Annotated in this window: 18 protein-coding genes and 1 pseudogene; 3 read left to right on the forward strand and 16 right to left on the reverse strand. The window is 36.4% G+C overall.

The features are described 5' to 3' along the window. Window positions 1-167: 167 nt before the first annotated feature. The 8 genes and pseudogenes from lepB to ACZLXV_RS11880 form a co-directional block, all read right to left on the reverse strand. The gene (gene lepB / locus ACZLXV_RS11845) at window positions 168-860 is read right to left on the reverse strand and encodes a signal peptidase I (protein ID WP_482383558.1); all 693 of its coding nucleotides are present in this window, start codon (window positions 858-860) and stop codon (window positions 168-170) included. A 76-nt stretch (window positions 861-936) separates the two neighbouring features. Then, window positions 937-1,194: pseudogene (gene rpoZ, locus ACZLXV_RS11850) on the reverse strand (DNA-directed RNA polymerase subunit omega); the annotation flags it as partial. Window positions 1,195-1,224: 30 nt separating this feature from the next. Further along, window positions 1,225-1,845 (reverse strand): guanylate kinase, encoded by a 621-nt coding sequence (gene gmk, locus ACZLXV_RS11855; RefSeq protein ID WP_482383559.1) that lies wholly within the window; start codon window positions 1,843-1,845, stop codon window positions 1,225-1,227. Continuing rightward, on the reverse strand, window positions 1,842-2,099 hold the full coding sequence (locus ACZLXV_RS11860) for a DUF370 domain-containing protein (protein WP_022224129.1): 258 nt from the start codon (window positions 2,097-2,099) through the stop codon (window positions 1,842-1,844). The genes gmk and ACZLXV_RS11860 overlap by 4 nt, the downstream gene beginning before the upstream one ends. A gap of 16 nt (window positions 2,100-2,115) precedes the next feature. Next, window positions 2,116-3,012 (reverse strand): YicC/YloC family endoribonuclease, encoded by an 897-nt coding sequence (locus ACZLXV_RS11865; RefSeq protein WP_482383560.1) that lies wholly within the window; start codon window positions 3,010-3,012, stop codon window positions 2,116-2,118. Window positions 3,013-3,159: 147 nt separating this feature from the next. Next, on the reverse strand, window positions 3,160-4,596 hold the full coding sequence (locus ACZLXV_RS11870) for an AI-2E family transporter (protein WP_482383561.1): 1,437 nt from the start codon (window positions 4,594-4,596) through the stop codon (window positions 3,160-3,162). A gap of 274 nt (window positions 4,597-4,870) precedes the next feature. Next, complete coding sequence (locus tag ACZLXV_RS11875; protein WP_022224126.1) at window positions 4,871-6,979, reverse strand: glutamine synthetase III family protein; 2,109 nt, start codon at window positions 6,977-6,979, stop codon at window positions 4,871-4,873. Window positions 6,980-7,396: 417 nt separating this feature from the next. Further along, window positions 7,397-8,983, reverse strand: a complete 1,587-nt coding sequence (locus ACZLXV_RS11880) for a glycoside hydrolase family 43 protein (protein ID WP_482383562.1) — start codon at window positions 8,981-8,983, stop codon at window positions 7,397-7,399. A 356-nt stretch (window positions 8,984-9,339) separates the two neighbouring features. Here ACZLXV_RS11880 and arcC point away from each other — a divergent pair, with 356 nt between their 5' ends. From arcC to ACZLXV_RS11895, 3 genes are all read left to right on the forward strand, one after another. Next, on the forward strand, window positions 9,340-10,272 hold the full coding sequence (gene arcC, locus ACZLXV_RS11885; RefSeq protein ID WP_482383563.1) for a carbamate kinase: 933 nt from the start codon (window positions 9,340-9,342) through the stop codon (window positions 10,270-10,272). A gap of 221 nt (window positions 10,273-10,493) precedes the next feature. After that, complete coding sequence (locus tag ACZLXV_RS11890) at window positions 10,494-11,540, forward strand: alpha/beta hydrolase-fold protein (protein WP_482383564.1); 1,047 nt, start codon at window positions 10,494-10,496, stop codon at window positions 11,538-11,540. A gap of 48 nt (window positions 11,541-11,588) precedes the next feature. Further along, the gene (locus ACZLXV_RS11895; RefSeq protein ID WP_022224122.1) at window positions 11,589-12,008 is read left to right on the forward strand and encodes a MarR family winged helix-turn-helix transcriptional regulator; all 420 of its coding nucleotides are present in this window, start codon (window positions 11,589-11,591) and stop codon (window positions 12,006-12,008) included. A gap of 116 nt (window positions 12,009-12,124) precedes the next feature. Here the strand turns inward: ACZLXV_RS11895 and ACZLXV_RS11900 are convergent, their stop codons facing one another. From ACZLXV_RS11900 to ACZLXV_RS11935, 8 genes are all read right to left on the reverse strand, one after another. Continuing rightward, on the reverse strand, window positions 12,125-12,739 hold the full coding sequence (locus ACZLXV_RS11900; protein WP_022224121.1) for a hypothetical protein: 615 nt from the start codon (window positions 12,737-12,739) through the stop codon (window positions 12,125-12,127). A 52-nt stretch (window positions 12,740-12,791) separates the two neighbouring features. Then, window positions 12,792-13,739, reverse strand: coding sequence for a hypothetical protein (locus tag ACZLXV_RS11905; RefSeq protein ID WP_482383565.1), 948 nt, complete (start codon window positions 13,737-13,739; stop codon window positions 12,792-12,794). Continuing rightward, window positions 13,736-14,293 carry an RNA polymerase sigma factor gene (locus ACZLXV_RS11910; RefSeq protein WP_022224119.1) on the reverse strand — a complete coding sequence of 186 codons (558 nt, stop codon included), beginning with the start codon at window positions 14,291-14,293 and terminating at the stop codon, window positions 13,736-13,738. The genes ACZLXV_RS11905 and ACZLXV_RS11910 overlap by 4 nt, the downstream gene beginning before the upstream one ends. Before the next feature lie 110 nt (window positions 14,294-14,403). Next, complete coding sequence (locus ACZLXV_RS11915; RefSeq protein ID WP_022224118.1) at window positions 14,404-15,897, reverse strand: serpin family protein; 1,494 nt, start codon at window positions 15,895-15,897, stop codon at window positions 14,404-14,406. A gap of 187 nt (window positions 15,898-16,084) precedes the next feature. Continuing rightward, window positions 16,085-19,306, reverse strand: a complete 3,222-nt coding sequence (gene carB, locus ACZLXV_RS11920; RefSeq protein WP_367336248.1) for a carbamoyl-phosphate synthase large subunit — start codon at window positions 19,304-19,306, stop codon at window positions 16,085-16,087. Continuing rightward, entirely contained in the window at window positions 19,306-20,409 is a 1,104-nt protein-coding gene (locus ACZLXV_RS11925) for a carbamoyl phosphate synthase small subunit (protein ID WP_482383566.1), read from the reverse strand. Before ACZLXV_RS11925 ends, carB begins: the two co-directional genes overlap by 1 nt. Window position 20,410: 1 nt before the next feature. Continuing rightward, a complete protein-coding gene (locus ACZLXV_RS11930) occupies window positions 20,411-20,971 on the reverse strand; it encodes an ANTAR domain-containing response regulator (protein WP_482383567.1) in 561 nt (186 codons plus the stop codon). Between the two features lie 39 nt (window positions 20,972-21,010). Next, entirely contained in the window at window positions 21,011-22,324 is a 1,314-nt protein-coding gene (locus ACZLXV_RS11935; RefSeq protein WP_482383568.1) for a glutamine synthetase family protein, read from the reverse strand. Between the last annotated feature and the right edge of the window lie 256 nt (window positions 22,325-22,580).

Consider the following 22,580-nt stretch of genomic DNA (forward strand, 5'->3'; position numbering starts at 1 on the left):
TTGTCAACTTTTCAGCTTAGAATTTGTGCTTTTCACAAATTCATCCCTATTTTCAGTTAAGATTGCAAACAAGCTTAGCGAGTTTCGCAATTACCTATTAAACATAATAAGGGCAGATAAAAATCTGCCCTTGTTATAAATCCAATACTTTTTTCGCTTACAATGCGTTATTTAAATGTACCAAACTCAGACAACGGCGAAATTCTCAAAATTGCTCTGCCTGCTATATTCTTTCTCTTAACCGGTCCTACATCCTCGTATCTGCTGTCATCACTTATCTCTCTGTTATCACCAAGAACAAAGAATTCATCATTTGCAAGTTTCAAAGGTTTTTCTGCGATACCGGATTCTGTCATTGGGTCCTTACCATAATTTTCTTTTATCGCCTTTCCATTTATATATATGGTATTCCCCTTAATCTGTATTGTCTCGCCCGGAAGTCCTATAACTCTCTTTATATAATAGTCATTACTCTGTCTTCCGTGTGGATAAAACACTATGACATCAAATCTCTTAGGGTCTGAAATGCGATATGTTACTTTCTCAACCAAAAGATTGTCACCATCGGAAAGTGTATTCATCATAGACGTACCGTCTACTATTGTTCTCTGCAATACATATTTTGGAACAACACATACACACATTATTATGATGGCTGCATATATGATAAGTTCTGTAATAACACCCTTTATTTTCTTTTTCTTTGGTTCTTCATCACCGTCATGATTTTCTATAGGCTCTCCGTAAGAATCAAGTTCTCTTTCCTTATCATCAGCTTTTTCATCATTTAGCTCAGCCTGATTTGAAGTTTCTAGACTGTTTTCCTGTTCTTCGTCTTGATTTTTGTATTCGTTATCCATGTCAAAACCTCTATTACTCTTCTTCATCAAATGAGAAAGTCATCTCACTCATTGCTTTTCTTTCTTCTTCTTCAGCAGCTTTTTTTGCTTCGATTTCTGCTGCTTCCTCTTCGCTTAAAATTCTAATCTTTGAATTGTATAATTCATCGACTGCAATTGAAAGAGGCTTTGGACATCTGATATCAATAAGCGGGTCAGCCCCTGCTATGAGCTGGCGTGCTCTTTTTGCACTTGCAAGTACAATAGAATAACGGCTGTTTACTACAGGAGCTTCTCCTGTTTCAACTTCACTGTTAATAACTTTCATAAGATCTGTATAAGATGGATGTAACATAATTATTTCTTCCTTTCATGTTATATATTATTATTTAAATTTTTTTAACTCTTCTGTTATTTTTTCAATAAGCTCAGACTGATTTTCTTTAGCATTATGTATTGACTGCAAAAGCCTGTGTATCTCGTCAACACACTCGTCTAAGTCGTCATTCACAACTATATAATCATACTTGTTCATATAATCACATTCGTCAACGGCTCTTGACATTCTCTTATCAATCTGTTCAATTGTCTCTGTACCTCGTCCAACAAGTCTTTTCTTCAATTCGTCTGCAGATGGAGGTGTAATGAAAATCAGAGCAGTCTCAGGAAACTTTTCTTTAACTTTAAGTGCTCCCTGCATCTCAATTTCCAGTATAACATCATAACCTTCTTCTAACTTTTTGAAAACATAATCTCTCGGAGTTCCATAATAATTTCCCACATATTCAGCATACTCTATAAGCTGATTATTTTCAATCATATTTTCAAACTCATCCCTGCTCTTGAAAAAATAATTTTTCCCGTCAACTTCCCCCTGTCTCGGTTCACGGGTCGTTGCAGAAATTGATACCGCATAATTATCTTTTTCTAAAAGTTTATTTACAACAGTACCTTTACCCGCACCGGAAAATCCTGAAATAATCGCAAGAATACCTTTTTTATTCATTGGTTCTGCTCCTCTCTGTATTGATTTTCATTCACACGGTTTTCAATAGTATCCGGCAGAAGTGCCGACAATACAACATGACCGCTGTCCATAACAAGGATACATTTTGTCTTTCTGCCACATGTGGCATCTATAGCCATATTGTTGTCCTTTGCAACCTGTATCATTCTTTTTATCGGTGCTGCTTCTGTTCTTATAATACTGACAACCTTATCCATATTTACGATATTGCCGTATCCCACATTTATAAGCATTGTTAGCACCTCATATCTACTCAATATTCTGTATCTGTTCTCTTATCTTCTCTATCTCTGTCTTTAACTCAATAGCTTCTGCTGAAAGTTTCATGTCATTTGCCTTAGAAAGAATTGTATTTGCCTCTCTGTTCATTTCCTGTGCCAGAAAATCAAGCTTTCTTCCTATCGGCTCTTCCTTAGATAAAGTATCTTCCATATTTTTTATATGGCTGTGAAGCCTTACGGTTTCCTCATCTACACATACTTTATCAGCAAAAACAGTAAGTTCCGTAGCTAAAATTGCGTCATCTATCTGTTTATTTTCTAACAGTTCTTCAACTTTGTTCATGATTTTCTGCTTATATTCTGCTAAAATCTCAGGCGACCTTTGTTCAATCTTTTCTACAAGTTCGTGTATATACGCAAGTTTTTGCTTTATATCATTTTTAAGATGTTCGCCCTCTTTTTGTCTTGCCTCCCTAAATATCCTGCAGGCTTCTTCAAACGTATCCTCAACAGCTTTCTCAAGCGATTCGTCTATCGCATCATTTACTTCAAGTGTCACAACCTCCGGAAGTCTTATCAGTTCTGTTGCTGTCGGATATTTTAACTCTGCTCCCGTAAACTTTTCCCCATATGAAGCAGCTACTTTCTCAAGTGCATCCATATATCCTTTTGCAACATTTTCATGATATCTTACTTCAACATTGTTCTCAGAATAGTCTTCATATAGAACATAGACATCTATCTTTCCTCTTGCTGCATATTTTTTCATAATATTTCTAAGATTATTTTCATATGCATTAAATTTTTTAGGAAGTTTAATATTTAAATCACAATATCTGTGATTTACTGATTTTATTTCTATTGAAATCTTATAGTCAGCAGTTACTTTTTCAAATCGACCAAACCCGGTCATGCTTTTTATCATAATACTCCTCGTTCCTACCCAAATAATATAATACAACTAACTAATTGTATATTAAAATGTATTTTTAGTCAAGTTTGACATTCATTTCGTCCGCCATCAAACACAATTATTCATCATAAATCATACCGACCGCATGGCTGACAGCAGCTATTTCTCATCATTTTTATCTTTTGATATCTGTTTTGAATCCATCACCTTTTTCAAGAACTTCTTTAACACTGACATCAAACTGCAGCTCTTTGCCTTTGAGGCAGAATTCTTTTTATTCCGCTTTCCGTTAATCTCAGATACGGTGTATTCTATATATTTATACCCGTCTCTGCCATCCTCGATTGTTTTAAGATTGACATAAGTCTGTGTATCCGTCGATAATTTTCTTTTTTCAAGACAATAATTGATAAAATCTTTTGCAATCGTATATATAACCGCAAATAGAGGACAACCAACGAGCATTCCTACAATCCCCCAAAAACCGCCAAAAAACAGAATCGAAAAAAGTACCCAGAACGCTGACAGTCCGGTAGATTCACCAAGTATTGCAGGTCCTATAATATTTCCATCAACCTGCTGAAGTATTGCAACAAGTATAATAAAATACAAAGCCTGTACCGGACTTACAAGAAGTATCAAAAGTGCGCTCGGTATAGCTCCTATATATGGTCCAAACACCGGGATAACATTTGTTACACCTACAATGACACTTACAAGAAGCGCATATGGCATTCTGAAAATAGTCATGAGGACGAAACATATAATTCCTATTATCGTTGAATCAACTATTTTTCCTGAAATAAATCCGCTGAACATATTATTTGAAATGCGTACATAATGAATAATTGTATCTGCTGTTTTCTTTCTGCATACACCATAAGTTATCTTTTTTGCCTGTGCCGCGAACACTCTTTTTCCTTTTAATAAATAAATTGCAACTATTATTCCTATAAAAAGATTGTACAATACATTTATAAAGCTCATAACGCCGTTTGCAAACTGCTTTGCATATATGTTTAAATTAGGCAGCAGTTCACTTTTAAGCCATGGGAACAAATCATTATTCATAATGTTATCCATATATTTTGTTGCCTGCAAAGCTGTATCCTGCATTCTTGACGCAATATACTTATTGCTTTGTATCTTATCTGTAATGTAATTATAATAATCGTTTGCCTGTGACGGAACTGTTTCTATAAGCGAAATAACTGTTGTAATAAGCTGTGGTATAACAAGCCAGCAAAGAATCGCAATAATCAAAACTCCTGTCAGCAGAGCAAACACTATAGTCATGCTTTCCATAATACGAACAGTTTTGTCTGACGGACTTTTGCCTTTTTTCTCATATCCTTTTAACAACAGACGATAATACATTTTTGTAAGCGGATTTAAAAGATATGCGATAATCGCACCATAAATTACAGGTTTCAAAACACTAAGCATAAACATAAATCCTGAAAAAATGTCATCAAGATTTATAATCAGCAGATAAACTACCGCTGCCGAAATCAGCACTAAAAAAAGTCCAAACCACTTACCAAATACTTCTTTTATTGTTATTCTTTCGTTTTCATCTTTTTCATTCTGAGCCACTATATACCTCCCGATAATTTTCCAACTGAAATTTTATTTTTATGTAAATGACTTTTGGAACTTACATACTTTGCTTTCCTGCCAGTCATTCCATTCATTTATGCCTATTGTACCACAAATTCGTTTCTTCGTTCAAGTTTTCATCTAAAACCGTTTATGAAGGAAGTAATCGTTCAGTTAAGAAAAAAGAAACCGCATAATAAACTATGCAGTTTCTCTTTTCTTCATTATATATTTGGGAATATTAATATGAAAGCAATTCTATAAGTATGCATTATACTTCAAATAATAAGTCACCATATGATGGTACAGGCCAAAATTCCTGATCTACTATCATCTCTAATTCATCAATTGGTGCACGAAGTTCTTCCATTGCTGTAAATACTGTATTCTTAAAGAATAATGCCTGCTCCTGTCCCTCTTCTTTACCTGCTGCTTCTGCAGTTACTTTTTCAAGATTTGCAAGTGCTTTCTGAGCCTTAGCAAGGAGTGAAGAGCATTTTGTAAGAAGCTCTGTCTGTACTGACACATCTGCTGCTGCACATGCTGCTGTTACTGTGTTTACTGAGTCAGCAAGGCTTGTTACATATGAGATAACAGCAGGGATAAACTGTTTTCCAGCCATATCAATCATAGTCTTAGCTTCGATATTTATTGTCTTTGAATAATTCTCATAGTTGATTTCTGCTCTTGATTCAAGTTCTGCCTTAGAAAGTACATTCTGTCTTTCAAAAAGGGCAATTGATTTGTCTGTCACAAGATATGGTACAGCCTCAACCATAGACTTAACATTCGGAAGTCCTCTTCTCTCAGCTTCTGCTACCCACTCATCTGAATATCCGTCACCATTAAAGATAACTCTCTGATGCTCTGTAACAGTCTTTTTGATGAGTTCCTTTACTGCTTTATCGAAATCTGCAGCACCTTCAAGTTCATCTGCAAAATCCTGTAATGTATCAGCAACGATTGTATTAAGTACAAAGTTTGCACCTGCTATTGACATTGAAGAACCAAGCATTCTGAACTCAAATTTGTTTCCTGTAAATGCAAATGGTGATGTACGGTTTCTGTCTGTAGCATCTTTCTTGAGTACAGGGAGTACATGAACACCTGTATCAAGCTTGCTTCCCTGAATTGAAGATGAAACATCACCCTTAACAATCTGCTCAACAACATCTTCAAGCTGTTCTCCGAGGAACATTGAAATAATTGCCGGAGGTGCCTCGTTTGCACCAAGTCTGTGGTCATTTCCAGGATTTGAAGCTGAAAGTCTGAGAAGTTCTGCATTCTCATCTACAGCCTTGATAATTGCTGCAAGGAAAAGAAGGAATACTGTATTCTCATGTGGTTTCTTTCCTGGTTCAAGAAGGTTCACTCCTGTATCAGTAACAATTGACCAGTTATTATGTTTACCTGAACCATTTACGCCTGCAAATGGCTTCTCATGAAGAAGACACTCAAGATTATGTCTCTTTGCTACTTTCTTCATAATCTCCATAACTAACTGGTTGTGGTCTGTTGAAATATTTGCTGTTGTAAAGATAGGAGCCATCTCATGCTGTGCAGGAGCTACCTCATTATGCTGTGTCTTAGCAAGAATACCAAGTTTCCAAAGCTCGATGTTAAGATCTTTCATAAATGAAGCAATACGCTCTTTGATTGCTCCAAAGTAATGGTCATCAAGTTCCTGTCCCTTAGGAGCAGGTGCGCCAAACAATGTACGACCTGTAAAGATAAGATCCTTACGCTGTAAATATTTATCTCTGTCTACAAGGAAATATTCCTGCTCAGGTCCTACTGAACAAGATACTTTTTTGACATCATCCATGCCAAACAATTTAACTATACGAACAGCCTGTTTGCTGATTGCCTCCATTGAACGAAGAAGCGGAGTCTTTTTGTCAAGTGCCTCACCTGTATATGAGCAAAATGCTGTAGGAATGCAAAGCGTAACACCTGCTGCATCCTCCTGCAGGAATGCTGGTGATGTACAATCCCACGCTGTATATCCTCTTGCCTCGAATGTTGCACGAAGACCTCCTGAAGGGAATGAAGAAGCATCCGGCTCACCCTTTATAAGTTCTTTTCCTGAAAACTCAAGAACAGGCTTGCTCTCTGATGCAGGACTGAGGAATGAGTCATGCTTTTCTGCTGTAACACCTGTCATCGGCTGGAACCAATGAGTATAATGTGTAGCACCATGCTCAAGTGCCCACTCTTTCATTGCATGAGCAACTACATTTGCAATTTCAATATCAAGGTCTGCTCCACTCTCAAGTGTCTTCTTCCAAGATTTATATACATCCTTTGGAAGCTTAGCCTGCATTACTTCATCATTAAATACGTCTTTCCCAAAAACCTGTTCGATAACATTATTTTCCATTCCGTTACCTTCCTTTCATATTAATATTTCAATATTCTATAATAGCTAAAAGAATTTACTCCTTTAAACTATTTTATTATATAAAGTGTCCGGAATAATTATGTCATTCCTATGCTGTCGCCCGGGCACCATATAAGTTGTGGTACAGCTTATGTCATTCATTCTAGCAAAAAAGGCGTACTCAATTGTTTAAATTGAGAACGCCCTTGTTCTGTACTTCTTTATCAACTGATATGAAGTATATCATACTAACTTTAATTTGAAAAGCCTTTTATTACATTTTTTTACTTTTTGACATATTGCACATCCACTTTTGAAAATACGGTCGATTTTTGTGATTTTTATACAATACTGGTCAATCTGTCTGATAGCAATTTGTATGTAATCGTACATTACTATCTGCTTTTAACCCTTGCATCATATCATCCCTTTATAATCAAACATATCAAACTTTACAGCTTTCATATTCTCTTTTCCGTTCCCACTGGCATATAGGGCAATATAATTTCCTGTAAATTTTCCTCCAACTTCCGTTGTCAGATAAGCAGCCTCACCTTCCCCTGCTTTAATCCAATTTTCATCCTTATTGTAACTGAAACAATAAATATTTTCTCCATTTTCGTTTTTCAACGCCTCAAGTCTCACACGAACCGTATCATTATTTAACGTCGTAATTTTTTCTTCATTTATAAGCGAACCTATACATCTTCTGAAAATAAGCCACTTTACCCCTTCAATCACTGTAACCGCAAGCTCGTAATGATGTTTATTATTCATATAAACAGAAAGACCCGCCTCACCTCCGTCAAATATATCTCCAAATTCAATACAGGTTTCTGCCGTAAACTCATGATGTTTTTGTCTGTAACCGACCCATGCAGCCTCATCACTCGATATAACAGATGATTTTGTTCCATATAAAAGCAGTCCTCCATCTTTATCCAAAGATGCATATTTTGATGTTGTATTATAAATAAAATTCCAGTCCTGTTTTAGTTTATCTCCTTTAAAATCATCGTGAAAATATTTTCCCTCGTCTGTCATCGACTTTTGAACAACCCCACTAAGCAGTTTTCTGTCAGTTTCTATTTTCTCGTCAAGCAGACCGTCTCTTCCGATAACAGGCCATCCACCCTCATCCCATACCATAGGCACTAAAAATGTCTCTCTTCCGAGATTATGTTTAAACGGATATGTAATAGGACGGTTTCCAAGACAAACTCCCCACCAGTCTCCAAATTTATCACAAACTATATCCATATGACCTGTTCCCTTGATAGGAAGTGATGTTGACCTGTTGCTACAAACAGGATTGCGTGGACATGATTCATATTCTCCAAGGATGTCTCTACTGCGCGCAATTGTTATCATATGGCAGAATTCTGTACCGCCTTCTGAAATAAGCAGATAATACCAGCCGTTTATTTTGTATAGATGCGGTCCCTCAGGGTCATTTCCGCCGGTACCGTTCCATATTACTTTTCTATCCGAGACAACATCACACGACATATCCGTAACCCTGCCATTCTCATCATATTTATATGAAAATTTGAGTTCACTGATAAATATTCCATTGTCAAAGGCACCCGTATAATACACTCTGCCATCATCATCAAAAAAAAGTGACGAATCGATTCCCGGCAGGTCAATAAAAACAGGATCTGACCACTCATCGTAAGGATTGTCAGTCCATACTATAAAATTTCCCTCATCTTTTCCGCCACAAGCAACATTTGTAGAAATCACATAAAAAATACCTTCATGGTACCTTATGGTCGGCGCGTAAATTCCCACACAATTTGGCACGCCCTGCCTAAGCGTAAGCTGCTCCGGTCTTGATATACAATGCCCTATCTGCTCCCAATTTATCAAATCTTTGCTGTGAAAAACAGGAATCCCCGGAAAATACTCAAATGAACTGTTTACCAGATAAAAATCATCCCCAACTCTGCAAATGCTCGGGTCAGGATAAAACCCCGAAATTATTGGATTTATATATTCCATATACTTATACCTCATTTTATATATTTTTAAACACATTGGGTGCAAAAGCCAAAAAAACATTTTACACCCAATGTCATTTTCATTATAACCTTAATTATAATTTTAGCTATAGCTTGTAATACAACGGTGTATCTTTTTATTAAATTTTCCCATATTTTGCTAACATTAACAACCCTAATAATCTGATAAATAATACACAAAATTTAATCACAAAATATTTTAACAGCAGCCACAGCGAAAATAATTCATAAGTATTACTCGCTTGAATTTATTCATGTGTCATGTTAAAATTATATAATATTCAGACTAAAAAGTACAAAGATTTACAAAATAAATATAAGATTGGAGATTTTATTATGGGAAAGAAAATTGTCGTAGCACTTGGACACAGTGCACTCGGAAAAACATTTCCGGAACAAAAAGAAGCCGTTAAAAACGCTGCATCTGCTATCGCAGATTTAGTTGAAGCAAAATATGATATAGTTATCACGCACAGCAACGGTACACAGGTAGGCATGATTCACTCTGCCATGAGAGAATACAGCCGTCTTGAACCTACAAACACTGTTGCTCCAATGTCTATATGCAGCGCCATGAGCCAGGGATACATAGGTTACGATCTTCAGAATGAAATTCGTACAGAACTTTTAAACAGAGGTATATATAAACCTGTATCTACTATTATCACTCAGGTAAGAGTTGATCCTTTCGATACCGCTTTCTCTTATCCTACAAAGGAAATCGGCAGATATATGACAGCCGAAGAAGCAAAAGCAGAAGAAGAAAAAGGAAACCATGTAGTAGAAATCGAAGGAAAAGGCTACAAGAGAGTTATTGCGGCTCCACGTCCAATGGAAATCTATGAAACAGATGCGATAAAGACACTTATGGATGCAGGTCAGATAGTTATAGCTGCCGGTGGCGGCGGAATACCTGTATTACAGCAGGGTACAAGGCTTAAAGGTGCAAGTGCCGTCATTGAAAAAGATGTCACAAGTTCATGTCTTGCTGAAGAACTTGGAGCAGATGTTCTCCTTCTCCTTACCGGCGTTGAAAAAGTCTGCCTCAACTTTGGCACTGACAATGAACAGCCACTTGACACAATCTCTGTTGAGGATGCTACAAAATATATTGCAGACAAGCAGTTTAATGAAGGCGGAATGCTTCCTAAGGTAGAAGCTGCCGTTTCTTTTGCATCCTCATCAAAAGAACATAAAGCAATCATCACAAGTATTGATACTGCTCTTGAAGGAATTTCAGGAAAAACAGGTACGGTTATCACCTGCTAAAACACAACTCAATACAATCATAATACTAATAATAAACAATATAAATACCATACTCAAAAAACTCAGATTTTATTCTAGTTTTCAGAGTATGGTATTTTTTAGTGCAAGAACTTTTTATTACTATTGACAAAAAATAAATATCAATATTGTCGTTATCATTACAGCCTGCTATTTCAACAAATGCAAATTCAAACCAAAAGCCTGTTTTAAGTCACAAAAAAATGACACTTACTACAGGACAGAGTAAAAAAATCAAATTAAAAAATGTTTCCATTTCAAAAGCAAAACTGATAAAATGGAAATCAAGTAATAAATCTGTTGTTACCATTACTGCTAATGGAACAATACATGCCAAAAAGAAAGGTAAGGCTAAAATCATGGCAAAATATAATAAAAAGACCTACAGCTGTGCTGTTACAGTGAAAAATAAATCAGTTACAAAACCAGATCCGTATGACGGAGATACAAATTATCCGGTCTCATTTGCATACACTGAAAGAGACAACAGTATAACTTACGGCAAAGTAAAATATGATACATACTTTTCAACTACAACCAATAAAATGCGAACCTGTGCCATCATTTTGCCGCTAAACTATGATAAAAACAAGGCATATCCTGTATGTTATCTTTTGCATGGTCTTGGACAGGATCACACCGACTGGCTCAATGCAAATGCCGACACTATTATCGGAAACATGATTGCAGCAAAAACAGCCAGGGAAATGATATTAGTCCTTCCAAACTGTCGTGCCAGAGCTAACGATACATATGTTGCCGACCAGTTTTCACTTGACAATTATCGTGCATTTGACAATTTCATAAATGATCTTCGTGACAATCTTATGCCTTATATAAAAGAAAATTATTCGGTAGCAGAAGGTCGTGAAAACACAGCAATTGCCGGTTTTTCAATGGGTGGACGCACTGCACTTTATATCGGTCTTTCAATGCAGGACACTTTTGGATATATAGGAGGTTTCTGCCCTGCTCCCGGACTTTTTGCATATGAAATGAACGGAATAGCTGAAGACGGTCTTTTTAAAACAGATACATTTAAGTTAAACGATGAATATGCCGACAACACTCTTTTAATGATTGTTGCAGCCAAAAACGATACAGTTGTTTTTGACATTCCTGAAACATATCACAATGCACTTGTTAAAAACAACACTAAACATATATGGTACAAAACAACCGGTGGGCATGATGCTACAGTAATGGATCACGGTTTTTACAATTTTGCAAAAAGACTTTTTAACAATTAATAGTTAATAGTAACAGTTAATATTTACTATCAAACGAGGATTTTACATATGAATGAGAAATTTTTCTTAAAACTGCTTGAACTTTCCGCAGCACACGCAAAACGCAGCCAGGCCATTTTTGAAAGGCTTAATCTTTCAAATGCACAGCCAAAAGTTTTGTATATACTCCGAAAGACAGACGGATACACCCAGAAAGAACTTGCCTCTATCTGCAGAATAACTCCCCCATCTATGACATCCATACTTAATAACATGGAAAAAGCTGATTTTATATATCGTGAAAAAGTATTAACTGCAGGTCAAAAACACGCACATAAAATTTATCTTACGACAAAAGGGAAAAAAACTGCTGAAGAAGTTTATTCCGAATTTGAAAAGCTTGAAGAGATATGCCTTAATGGTTTTTCGGAGAAGGAAAAAATTTATGTATTTGATATTTTTGACAAAATAATTAACAATCTTTCATAATTTCATAACGATAAAAATATCGTTAAACATTTATATCTTGTATAACTTTGCATTAAAAACAATAAGCCGTATTCTAAATATCATTATCATTTTAGAATACGGCTTATTTATTTAACTTAATATGTATATTTATAGCTGTAATATGCCGTCTGCAGATTTATATCCGAAGTAAAAGCATTATTTCTCAAATCTATAGTATGTTTCATTTTACTGTTTTTTGATACTGTTACCGTTATCGTTTTTGAACTGTATGCTTTCATATTCACTTTCTTATTAATCACTCTCTGGTGCAGACATCCGCCATTTGCATATATTTTTACATCAAGTGCCTTTATAACTTTTAATTTTCTGTCAGTATATGTATTATATAATTTTATCTTGACTTTAAGTTTGTTCCCTGAAAAATATGTCTTTACAACATGATAATATATCCTGTCGAGAAGCATATCTTTAATTTTTGCAGAGGGCTGTGTATATACATTCTTATGTACTGTGACTTTCTTCTTTATTGTAATGCCATTTACCTTACATTTCAAAGTTCCTTTTTTATCACACACTTTTACTTTCTGCGTATTTCCAATATACAAATAACATCTTGAGTAATTCAGATAAGGCCCTTTAACAGTAATTTCACATGACATCTTGATATGCTCAACATAGTTATTTTCAACATCATCATGAATCCTTATAGTCATTCGTTGATCTTCATAATCATTTTTATTGTACCACATATTTACAAAAAAATCTCCTAACAGCATACAACATAATACTTATTTCCTCTTTCTATTTTTTCATATATGAATAATATCCGTCATTTTCCTTTCGCACTGTCATATTAAATCCATCTGATATTTTATGTCCCTTTTCTTTAAATTTCACATTTATTTCTGACAGCTTTATATCTTCCTCCGACTGCTGTTTTTTTGTCATATTGGCTGTAAACATCAGCTTTGTTCCAGATTTACACACAACTTTTACTTTTTTATTTTCTTTCCAATTGCTGTCTTTGTCAGATGAAACTTTTTTTTCTATCGACATACTGGCATTTATCTCTTTAACATTGCAAATATATGTGTCTCCATCACCAGCTTTGCCAAATTGCAATATAAATTGGATTTTTATTATCTCTCCGTCTTTTGTTGCATGGACTTTTAATTTCTGTTTTTTGTTAGTTCTTATTTCTGTACCATCAGCACAATTGTCCTCACTTTTAACCGAACCACTGGTTTTTTCCTCCGTTTTATCATAATCTGTACTTACATCATCTTCTGTCCCACTTTTTTTATTTTTCTGCGTGTCGGATATATTTTCATCATATCCTGCTGCTATATCCTGGAACACGCTGGTTCGTGTTCCGTCAGAGTCCTGTGTTTCTTCCTCTGTTATCTCAGGATTATAGATATGTATATTTTCTGACGCATAATTAAATGTCTCACTTTCATCCATAGAATCATCATTCTTGCTTTTATCATAGTTTTTTTCAATATTCTGCCCTGTCGGCCTTAAATCATTTTTATATGACTTTTTCGGTTTTTCATATACAAGTAACGCACAACCTATAACTGCTGCGGCTGTCCCGATGGCAAATACCGTTTTTGCATATTTTTTTAATCTCTTTTGTCTAAAAGACATCTTTTTAATATTTTCTGAATAATCCTCTGCTTCTTTTAGCATTTCTTCTGAAACATCGCCAATGGCATACATCAGCTTTTCTGCCTCTTTTTCGCTCACACTACCGCCTCCTTTTCAAGCCATACGGCAAGTTTCTTTCTCATACGGCTAAGGATTGATTTTACCGTACCCTCTTTTATATCAAGCTCCTCAGCGATTTCCTTAATATCCATAACATAGAAATATCGTTTCAAAAAGACGGTACGGTTTCTCTTAGTCTGTTTCCACAAAAAATCTTCTATCGACTCTGTAAGAAGTTTATATTCCATGTCTTTTTCCACGGTCTTTCCGTCAGTTATACATTCATTAAGTTCCTCTATCGCAATATTCACACTACTCCCTCCTCTTTTTAATGCGTGCATATCCCTATACCTGTTAAGCGACAGATTTCTAACTATCTTGGCAAGAAATGTACTAAGCACTGACGGGCGGCTTGGTGGAATCGTATTCCATGTCCTTAGCCATGTATCATTTACACACTCTTTTGCATCTTCCTCATCATGTACAATACGCTCTGAAATACAAAAACAATAACGGTCATATTTTTCAGATAATTCGTTAATACCGTTTTCATTTCTGTCCCATATCAACTGTACTATTTTCTCATCTTCCATGTATCTCCTTTTTGTTAAGTCAAAATTTCAATGTTTATAATTGATTTCCGTTTTATACCAGTAACAGTTCAGCCTTTGATTGCATCTGCATCCTGTATGCTGTATGTTTTTTATTTTTCTATAACTCTATTTACTGCTCCCATAAATATCGGAAGACCGTCACTTGTTGAAACTATTATAATAAATGGTCTGTTACAATTCATTGTGACAGTATCCTTTTTTTCGTCTGCAAACCCCACAAGGGCAACCTCTGTATATGAGGCCATACTGCATCCGTTTTCGTCAATCGTCAGCCTGCTTTTTTGTTTTGCTTTACTAACATAAATTCCACCTTCTGATTTATTTTCTCCATCTGACACAAACATTTTAGAAAAATCTGCTTTTTTCCCATCAAAAATATTTTTTATACCCATATCCTGCATCAATGGATTTAATTCAAGTTCACTTTTAAAATCTAGTTTAGGCATTGAAAATCTTACTATCTTAGAATAATCCCATTTTTTATTGAATTTGTTACACAATGAAATTATCTGCTTTGCATCCTTTTTATTTATGAGTTTGTCTGCTGCCACATTTTCCTTTGGCAGTATTATATTCATATTTGCATTTGTCATGGGTATCGAAACTGCCTGATACCTGCCATTCTCGGTATAGGCATAAGCATACTCTGAATTTAAAAAGCTGCATTTTTCCTTATCAATCTTTTCCTCCTCAGTTGTATTGCCACAGGTGTATCTAGACTGACCGTAGAATATACCTGTCTTTGTATTATCTTTATCAAATCTGACATTCCACTGCTCCTTAAAATTTACGGCCGACAACATTAGCATAGCCATGTCTTTATTTGTTTTCAGATTACCTTTTATCTTACCACCTGTCTGCTCATCAATCCATTTATTTATTTTATTATTAAAACTTTTACTTCCCATCTCTCCCGTTAAACTATACGCATTATAATCATTTTTAAGTATTGTGTCGACTCCTCCGGAATAATCATATTTATCACTTTGCCATACTGAATTACCCAAAGAACAATTTTCGGATTTTATTTTGCCGCTTATATACCCCATCATCTTTCTTACTATCTTCTGTTCTTCCTCCCTTTCTTTCTCCTCTCTGTCATTTGCATTTATGTAATCCGAAACAGCTGCTCTAAACATATTTTTGCTAAATGAATTTAATATCTGTTCCCGACTCTGCCCTGCAGTCATTTCCGAGAGCATTCCGCTTGCAAGATACATATTGATGTTTGAGCAGGCAACAAGCCCCTGTTGTGGATTATCCCCCCAGCTCTGTTTAAGAAAATGATATAAAAGACTGCTGTTATAATCTTTATAAATCTGTTTATAGTTTTTAACTTCTTTCTTTGACAAATTTACAGGTAATTTTTTCTTTTTTCCAACAAGTTTCTTTTTCTTGTCTTGTACTTCACTACTTAATGACTCACCATCCTTTTTCTGATTATCAGATATTTTTTGCGTATCTACATTTTTGTTTCCTTTTTCATTAAGACTTGTCTTTCTGCCGCCACATCCGGTCGTCGTTCCTGCTATTACAAGTGTCATAAATAATGCAAATACCTTTGCAATCATGTCTTTTCTCATAAAAAAACCTCCTTTAAACTTCCGTTATTATTGAAAACAAACATCATAAGAAATTAAACTTATGACAATTTTGCTTTCTACTTATAATAACCCGGTTATTTAAAGAAGGTTGCATTTTTTTATAAATTTTTTAACACAATTTGCAAAAGCAATGCAATAGCATCATCAAGGATACCACGACATCATTTTACACCTCGTGCTGCTCTGAGATAGTAGCCACATCTACAATAGAAAGCTTATCTTTGCCCTCTGTCTCAAGTGATGTAAGAAGTGCTGCTGCCGTATCAAGCGATGTAAGACAATTTACACCTGTCTCAATAGCAGTTCTTCTGATGATGAAACCATCTTTAAGTTTATCATCATGTGTCGGTGTATCTATTACAAGGTCTATCTGATGTTCGAGAAGCAGATCCATAAGCGTAGGTGCTTCTTCATTTATACGGTTTACAGGGATTGCAAGAACTCCTGCTTCGTTAAATACCTTGGCTGTTCCTCTTGTAGAGAATATATCATAGCCAAGTTTCTTAAAACGTTTAGCAATCTCGATTCCCTCTTCTTTGTCGGCATCATTAAGAGTAATTATCATCTTCTTGTGCTTTGGAAGATCTACTCCCGCTCCCTTGAATGCCTTGTAAAGTGCTTCGTTAAAGTCTTTAGATATACCGAGACACTCTCCTGTTGATTTCATCTCAGGTCCAAGGCTTATCTCTGCACCTCTAAGTTTTTCAAATGAGAATACCGGCATCTTTATTGCAATATATTTTGACTTCTTTGCAAGACCTGTTCCGTAACCAAAATCTTTAACCTTAGCACCAAGGATAACTTTTGTTGCGAGGTCTACAATAGGAATACCTGTAACCTTGCTGATATATGGTACTGTACGGCTTGAACGAGGATTTACCTCGATTACATATACCTGATCATGGTAAACAATAAACTGTATATTGATAAGTCCGATTACATGAAGTGACTTAGCAAGTTTTCTTGTGTAGTCAACAAGCATGTCCTGAATTCTCTCTGTAATGGTCTGTGCCGGATATACCGAAATACTGTCGCCTGAATGAATGCCGGCTCTCTCAATGTGTTCCATAATACCCGGAATAAGAATATCCTCACCGTCGCATACTGCATCTACTTCTATCTCTTTTCCCATAAGATACTTATCGATAAGGATAGGATGCTCCTGATGGTATCTTGTAACTATCTGCATGAATTTTTTAATATCATCATCAGATACTGCTATCTGCATACCCTGTCCACCAAGTACATATGAAGGACGAATAAGTACAGGATAACCGAGTTCATTTGCAACCTTAAGAGCTTCCTCTGTAGTAAATACTGTATCACCCTTTGCTCTAGGTATCTTGCACTCTTCAAGAATCTGGTCAAATAATTCTCTGTCCTCTGCAGCATCTACGTCCTCTGCACTTGTTCCAAGAATTTTGACACCCATCTTCATAAGGGACTCAGTAAGATTTATGGCTGTCTGTCCACCGAACTGAACTACTGCTCCGTCAGGCTTTTCAAGACGGACAATATTTTCAACATCTTCCGGTGTGAGTGGCTCAAAGTAAAGTTTATCTGCTATATCAAAGTCAGTACTTACTGTCTCCGGGTTATTGTTTACGATAATTGTCTCATAACCCTCCTGTTTGAGAGCCCATACGCTGTGAACTGAACAGTAATCAAACTCGATACCCTGTCCGATTCTGATAGGTCCTGAACCAAGTACCATAATTTTTTTCTTTTCAGTTTTATCTTCAACTTCGTTCATTCCATCGAAACAGCTGTAATAATATGGTGTCTCTGAAGCAAACTCAGCGGCACATGTATCAACCATCTTAAACGCTGCCGTAATACCGTATTCATAACGGAGATTTTTAATTTCTTCCTCTGTTTTTCCTGTCCAGCGTGCGATAACATTGTCAGGGAACTCAAGTCTCTTTGCCTCTTTTAATAATTCCTTGTCAAGATTTCCTTTTGACTCCTTAATCTTCTTCTCCATTTCAACAAGGATTGCAAGTTTATCGATAAACCATTTGTCAATCTTTGTAACTTCATGAATCTCATCATAAGATGCAATTCCACGGCGTAGAATTTCTGCGATAAGGTAAATTCTGCGGTCATCTACTACCGAAAGATGTTCAAGCACTTCCTCATCAGACATATTGTCATAATCTCCTGTCTCAAGACAGTCAACATGCTGTGAAAGTGATCTTATAGCTTTCATAAGTCCGCCCTCAAAGTTTGTGCAGATACTCATAACCTCACCGGTTGCTTTCATCTGTGTAGTAAGAGTTCTCTTTGCACTGATAAACTTATCAAACGGAAGACGAGGTATCTTAACTACTACATAGTCAAGTGCAGGCTCAAAACTTGCATAGGTCTTTCCTGTTACGGCGTTTGGTATCTCATCAAGTGTATAACCGAGTGCAATCTTTGCTGAAACTTTTGCAATAGGATATCCTGTTGCTTTTGAAGCGAGAGCCGAAGAACGGCTTACACGAGGATTTACCTCGATTACTATATATTCAAATGATGTAGGATGAAGTGCAAACTGTACGTTACATCCACCTGTAATTCCAAGTTCATCAATAATCTTTAATGCAGATGTACGGAGCATCTGATACTCTTTATCTGATAATGTCTGAGATGGTGCAACTACGATACTGTCACCTGTATGAACTCCTACAGGGTCAAGATTTTCCATGTTGCAGACAGTAATACATGTTCCGTTGCTGTCACGCATTACCTCATATTCAATTTCTTTCCATCCGGCAATACATCTCTCTACAAGTACCTGACCTACTCTTGAAAGTCTGAGACCGTTTGAAAGGATTTCAACAAGTTCTTCCTCGTTGTGTGCTATACCGCCGCCTGAACCTCCAAGTGTGTACGCCGGTCTTAGAACAACCGGATAACCAATCTTATTTGCAAATGCAATACCATCCTCAATATTTTCTACAAGTTCAGATGATGCACATGGCTCCCCGATTCTTTCCATAAGGTCTTTAAATTCCTGACGTCCCTCTGCGTTTCTGATAGTTTCAGCCGTTGTTCCAAGAAGTTTTACTCCATGACTGTCAAGAAATCCTGATTCTGCAAGTTCCATACCAAGATTAAGTCCTGCCTGTCCACCCATATTAGGAAGGAGACTGTCCGGCTTTTCAACCTCGATGATGTGCTGCAATACCTCTGTGGTAAGAGGTTCTATATAAACTTTATCTGCAATATCTTTATCTGTCATAATAGTTGCAGGATTGGAATTGACAAGGATAACTTCCATCCCTTCTTCTTTAAGAGAACGGCATGCCTGTGTTCCTGCATAATCAAACTCTGCGGCCTGTCCGATTACAATAGGACCTGAACCGATTACAAGTACTCTCTTGATTCCTTCCATCTTTGGCATTATTTATTTCCTCCAATCATCTTCATAAATTCATCAAACAACATCTCTGAGTCTTTAGGGCCTGCATTTGCTTCTGGATGAAACTGTACTGTTTTTACAGGCTTACCGATATATTCAAGTCCCTCAATAGTTCCGTCATTTACATTTACGAACCAAGGTTTTGCAACTGATGCGTCTATTCCGTCTGCATCTACTACATATCCATGATTCTGTGAAGATATATATACTTTTCCTGTCTCAAGATTTTTAACAGGATGGTTTGCTCCTCTATGTCCGTATTTCATTTTATATGTCTTTGCATCATGTGCAAGTGCCATAAGCTGATGGCCGAGACAAATTGCGAAAACAGGAATTCCCGAATCAGCGAGTTTCTTTACCTGGGCGATAATATCAACACACTCTGCCGGATCTCCCGGTCCGTTTGTTATCATAATTCCGTCAGGTTTTGACGCAATAACCTCATCCGCATCAAAATCACAGGGATAAACTGTTACATTGCATCCTCTGTTCAAAAGACATCTTATAATGTTTTTCTTTGTTCCTACATCTATAACTGCAATGTTTTTATCTGCAGCAACTTTATCTGAACCTATATCTCCCGGAACATATTTTTCTATTTCATCACAGGAAACCTTTTTTACAACTCCCGTAACCGTATATTCTTTAAGTTTTGGAATAATCTCATCAAGATTATAGTTCTCATTTGTTGTTATCATTCCATTCATTGTACCCTTTTCACGAAGAATCTTTGTGAGTGCTCTTGTATCAATAGAGCAGATACCCGGAATATCATTTTCTTCAAGGAAATGCTGTACAGTATCTTCTGAACGGAAGTTGCTTGGCATTCTCGCAAGCTCTCTTACTATAAATCCGTCAGGCCAGCCTTTTTTTGATTCCATATCCTTATAACATACGCCATAATTGCCGATAAGCGGATATGTCATCGTGACAGCCTGTCCTGCATAACTTGGGTCTGTTAGAACCTCTAAATAACCTGTCATCGATGTATTGAAAACTATCTCTGAAATTATTTCTTTGTCTGCGCCAATACTTTTTCCTTCAAATACTGTTCCATCTTCTAATATAAGAAACGCCTTCTTCATACTAAAGTTCCCATTCCTTTCCATTAAGTTCTAATATCATTTCAGCGGTTTCTACCATATTTGTACCACTGTCCATACTAAGTTTTTGAATATAATGATGTGCTTCATCTTCTGTCATTTGATTACGTTCCATCAAAAGCTCTTTAGCTGTCGTAATCACTTTTCGGTCATTTTCAGATCTGGCTTTCGGTTTCTTCTTCTGTTTCTTCTTCCATCTGTTGTACTGAACCATCATCATTTCCAAAGTGTTCAGTAAATCCTGTACTTTAAAAGGCATGGCGAGAGAAACAATACCGTCTAAGTCACAATCCTCAAGTTTTGCAGGAGACGCAAGTAACAGCATATTAAACCCTTTTGGCAGGTAATCATTTATCTCCGAATAATGCATATCCGAAAATTTATATCCTGAAATAATGATACCTCCATCAAGTTCATTTACCGCACCTACTATTTGTGCTCCACTGTCACAAACCATGTTTACATCATAACCATTACGAACAAGAAGCTTTCTTAAGTTTTTCGCATCGTCCAATTTAGGAAACGCTATAATTAAATCTGCCATGCAGAAACCTCCTGTCTGCTGCTGTATAAACGATTAATTCTATAAACTGGTCAGATATCTTTTTGTCTCCCAAAGAGTTACCTGTGTGCAGTATTCATTCCATTCCTGATCTTTACTCTTTATCAGATGCTCAGAAATATGCGCACCGACAACCTCCTGCAGGAAATCATCTTCTTCAAAGAGCTTTACTGCTTCATAAAGTGTCCTTGGAAGAGTTTCGCATTTTTTTGCCTCTTTCTCAGATAAATCATCCATACAGACCGGAGGTTCAAGTCCTTCTTTTATACCGCTAAGTCCTGCCGCCAGACATGCCGCAATAACAAGATACGGATTTGATGCCCCATCAGGGCTTCTGAGAACTATTCTTGCTCCGTCACTTCCTATGGAAGTAAGCCTTATAAGTGGACTCGAATTGGTAGATGACCATCCCACGGTAACAGGTGCAAGATATCCCGGTATCAATCTTTTATAAGAATTGACTATAGGGTTATTTATGAGCGACATATTTGCAATATGACTTAGCAGTCCTGCCATAAACTGATATCCCTCTTTGCTTACACCAAGGTCATCATTTTCATCATTAAAAACATTTTTTCCATCCTTATATAAAGCAAATGTATAATGTGCCCCGGAACCTTTTGTATCCTTCTTTGGCTTTGGCATAAACGTCGCATTCACACCGTGTCTTTTTGCAACGGTACGAATGACAAGCCTTGCAGTCATAATATTGTCTGCCATGTCAAGTGCATCTGCATAGCTTAAGTCAAGAACATGCTGCGCCGCCTCATCCGAATGATAAGAAGTCTCAACACTTATTCCCATATCTGCAAGATAAAGCACCATATCACGTCTTGCATTTTCACCACCATCAGCAGGCCCGACATCAAAATAGCCGCCCTGTTCACTTGAATGATTGGTCGGCTCTCCATTTTCGCCGAGGTCAAAAAGGAAGAACTCATTCTTGATGGCTACCCTAAATTCGTATCCAAGTTCCTTTGCCTCTGAAATAACTTTCTTTAAAATATATCTGCTGTCACCGTCAAACGGTGTACCATCAGGTTTGACAACATCGCATAAAAAGCGTGCAACCTTGCCATGCTGTGGACGCCAGGGAAATATAACAAATGTATCTAAATCCGGAACTAAAAATAATTCTTCATATCCAGTACCACGGAAACCTTCAATAGCTGCACAATCGAACTTATAATGTCCGTCTAAAATCTTGTCAAGCTGATCTATTGTGGTGGCCATGTTCTTTAAATTTCCGGATATATCTGTAAATTGAAGACGTATAAATTCTATATCTTCATCATCTATCAAATCCACTATATCCTGTCTGGTATATTTTGCCATCATTCTTCCTCCTTGCATCATTTATATATGTCTACACATTGTTCCTATTATACATAAAAAACGCCAATGTGTCAAAGTAATTTGCAATCATTTTTATTCATTTTCCAGTTATATTTATTCATTTTTGTTTTACATAAATACAGTACCATTTTTTTCAAGACCATAACCAGCCGTATAAATCCAAATAAACAGGAGTACCGGCTGTTATGCGGCACCCCTGTTTAAATGAATTATATTTATATTTTTAGGACTTTAC

This window comes from Butyribacter sp., from assembly GCF_056818865.1.

What these genes read in the sequence shown, in the direction of transcription:
- lepB (WP_482383558.1), bottom strand. Translation starts at nt 860, where the DNA reads ATGGATAACGAATACAAAAATCAAGACGAAGAACAGGAAAACAGTCTA.
- gmk (WP_482383559.1), bottom strand. Translation starts at nt 1,845, where the DNA reads ATGAATAAAAAAGGTATTCTTGCGATTATTTCAGGATTTTCCGGTGCG.
- ACZLXV_RS11860 (WP_022224129.1), bottom strand. Translation starts at nt 2,099, where the DNA reads ATGCTTATAAATGTGGGATACGGCAATATCGTAAATATGGATAAGGTT.
- ACZLXV_RS11865 (WP_482383560.1), bottom strand. Translation starts at nt 3,012, where the DNA reads ATGATAAAAAGCATGACCGGGTTTGGTCGATTTGAAAAAGTAACTGCT.
- ACZLXV_RS11875 (WP_022224126.1), bottom strand. Translation starts at nt 6,979, where the DNA reads ATGGAAAATAATGTTATCGAACAGGTTTTTGGGAAAGACGTATTTAAT.
- ACZLXV_RS11880 (WP_482383562.1), bottom strand. Translation starts at nt 8,983, where the DNA reads ATGGAATATATAAATCCAATAATTTCGGGGTTTTATCCTGACCCGAGC.
- arcC (WP_482383563.1), top strand. Translation starts at nt 9,340, where the DNA reads ATGGGAAAGAAAATTGTCGTAGCACTTGGACACAGTGCACTCGGAAAA.
- ACZLXV_RS11890 (WP_482383564.1), top strand. Translation starts at nt 10,494, where the DNA reads ATGACACTTACTACAGGACAGAGTAAAAAAATCAAATTAAAAAATGTT.
- ACZLXV_RS11895 (WP_022224122.1), top strand. Translation starts at nt 11,589, where the DNA reads ATGAATGAGAAATTTTTCTTAAAACTGCTTGAACTTTCCGCAGCACAC.
- ACZLXV_RS11900 (WP_022224121.1), bottom strand. Translation starts at nt 12,739, where the DNA reads ATGTGGTACAATAAAAATGATTATGAAGATCAACGAATGACTATAAGG.
- ACZLXV_RS11910 (WP_022224119.1), bottom strand. Translation starts at nt 14,293, where the DNA reads ATGGAAGATGAGAAAATAGTACAGTTGATATGGGACAGAAATGAAAAC.
- ACZLXV_RS11915 (WP_022224118.1), bottom strand. Translation starts at nt 15,897, where the DNA reads ATGAGAAAAGACATGATTGCAAAGGTATTTGCATTATTTATGACACTT.
- carB (WP_367336248.1), bottom strand. Translation starts at nt 19,306, where the DNA reads ATGCCAAAGATGGAAGGAATCAAGAGAGTACTTGTAATCGGTTCAGGT.
- ACZLXV_RS11925 (WP_482383566.1), bottom strand. Translation starts at nt 20,409, where the DNA reads ATGAAGAAGGCGTTTCTTATATTAGAAGATGGAACAGTATTTGAAGGA.
- ACZLXV_RS11930 (WP_482383567.1), bottom strand. Translation starts at nt 20,971, where the DNA reads ATGGCAGATTTAATTATAGCGTTTCCTAAATTGGACGATGCGAAAAAC.
- ACZLXV_RS11935 (WP_482383568.1), bottom strand. Translation starts at nt 22,324, where the DNA reads ATGGCAAAATATACCAGACAGGATATAGTGGATTTGATAGATGATGAA.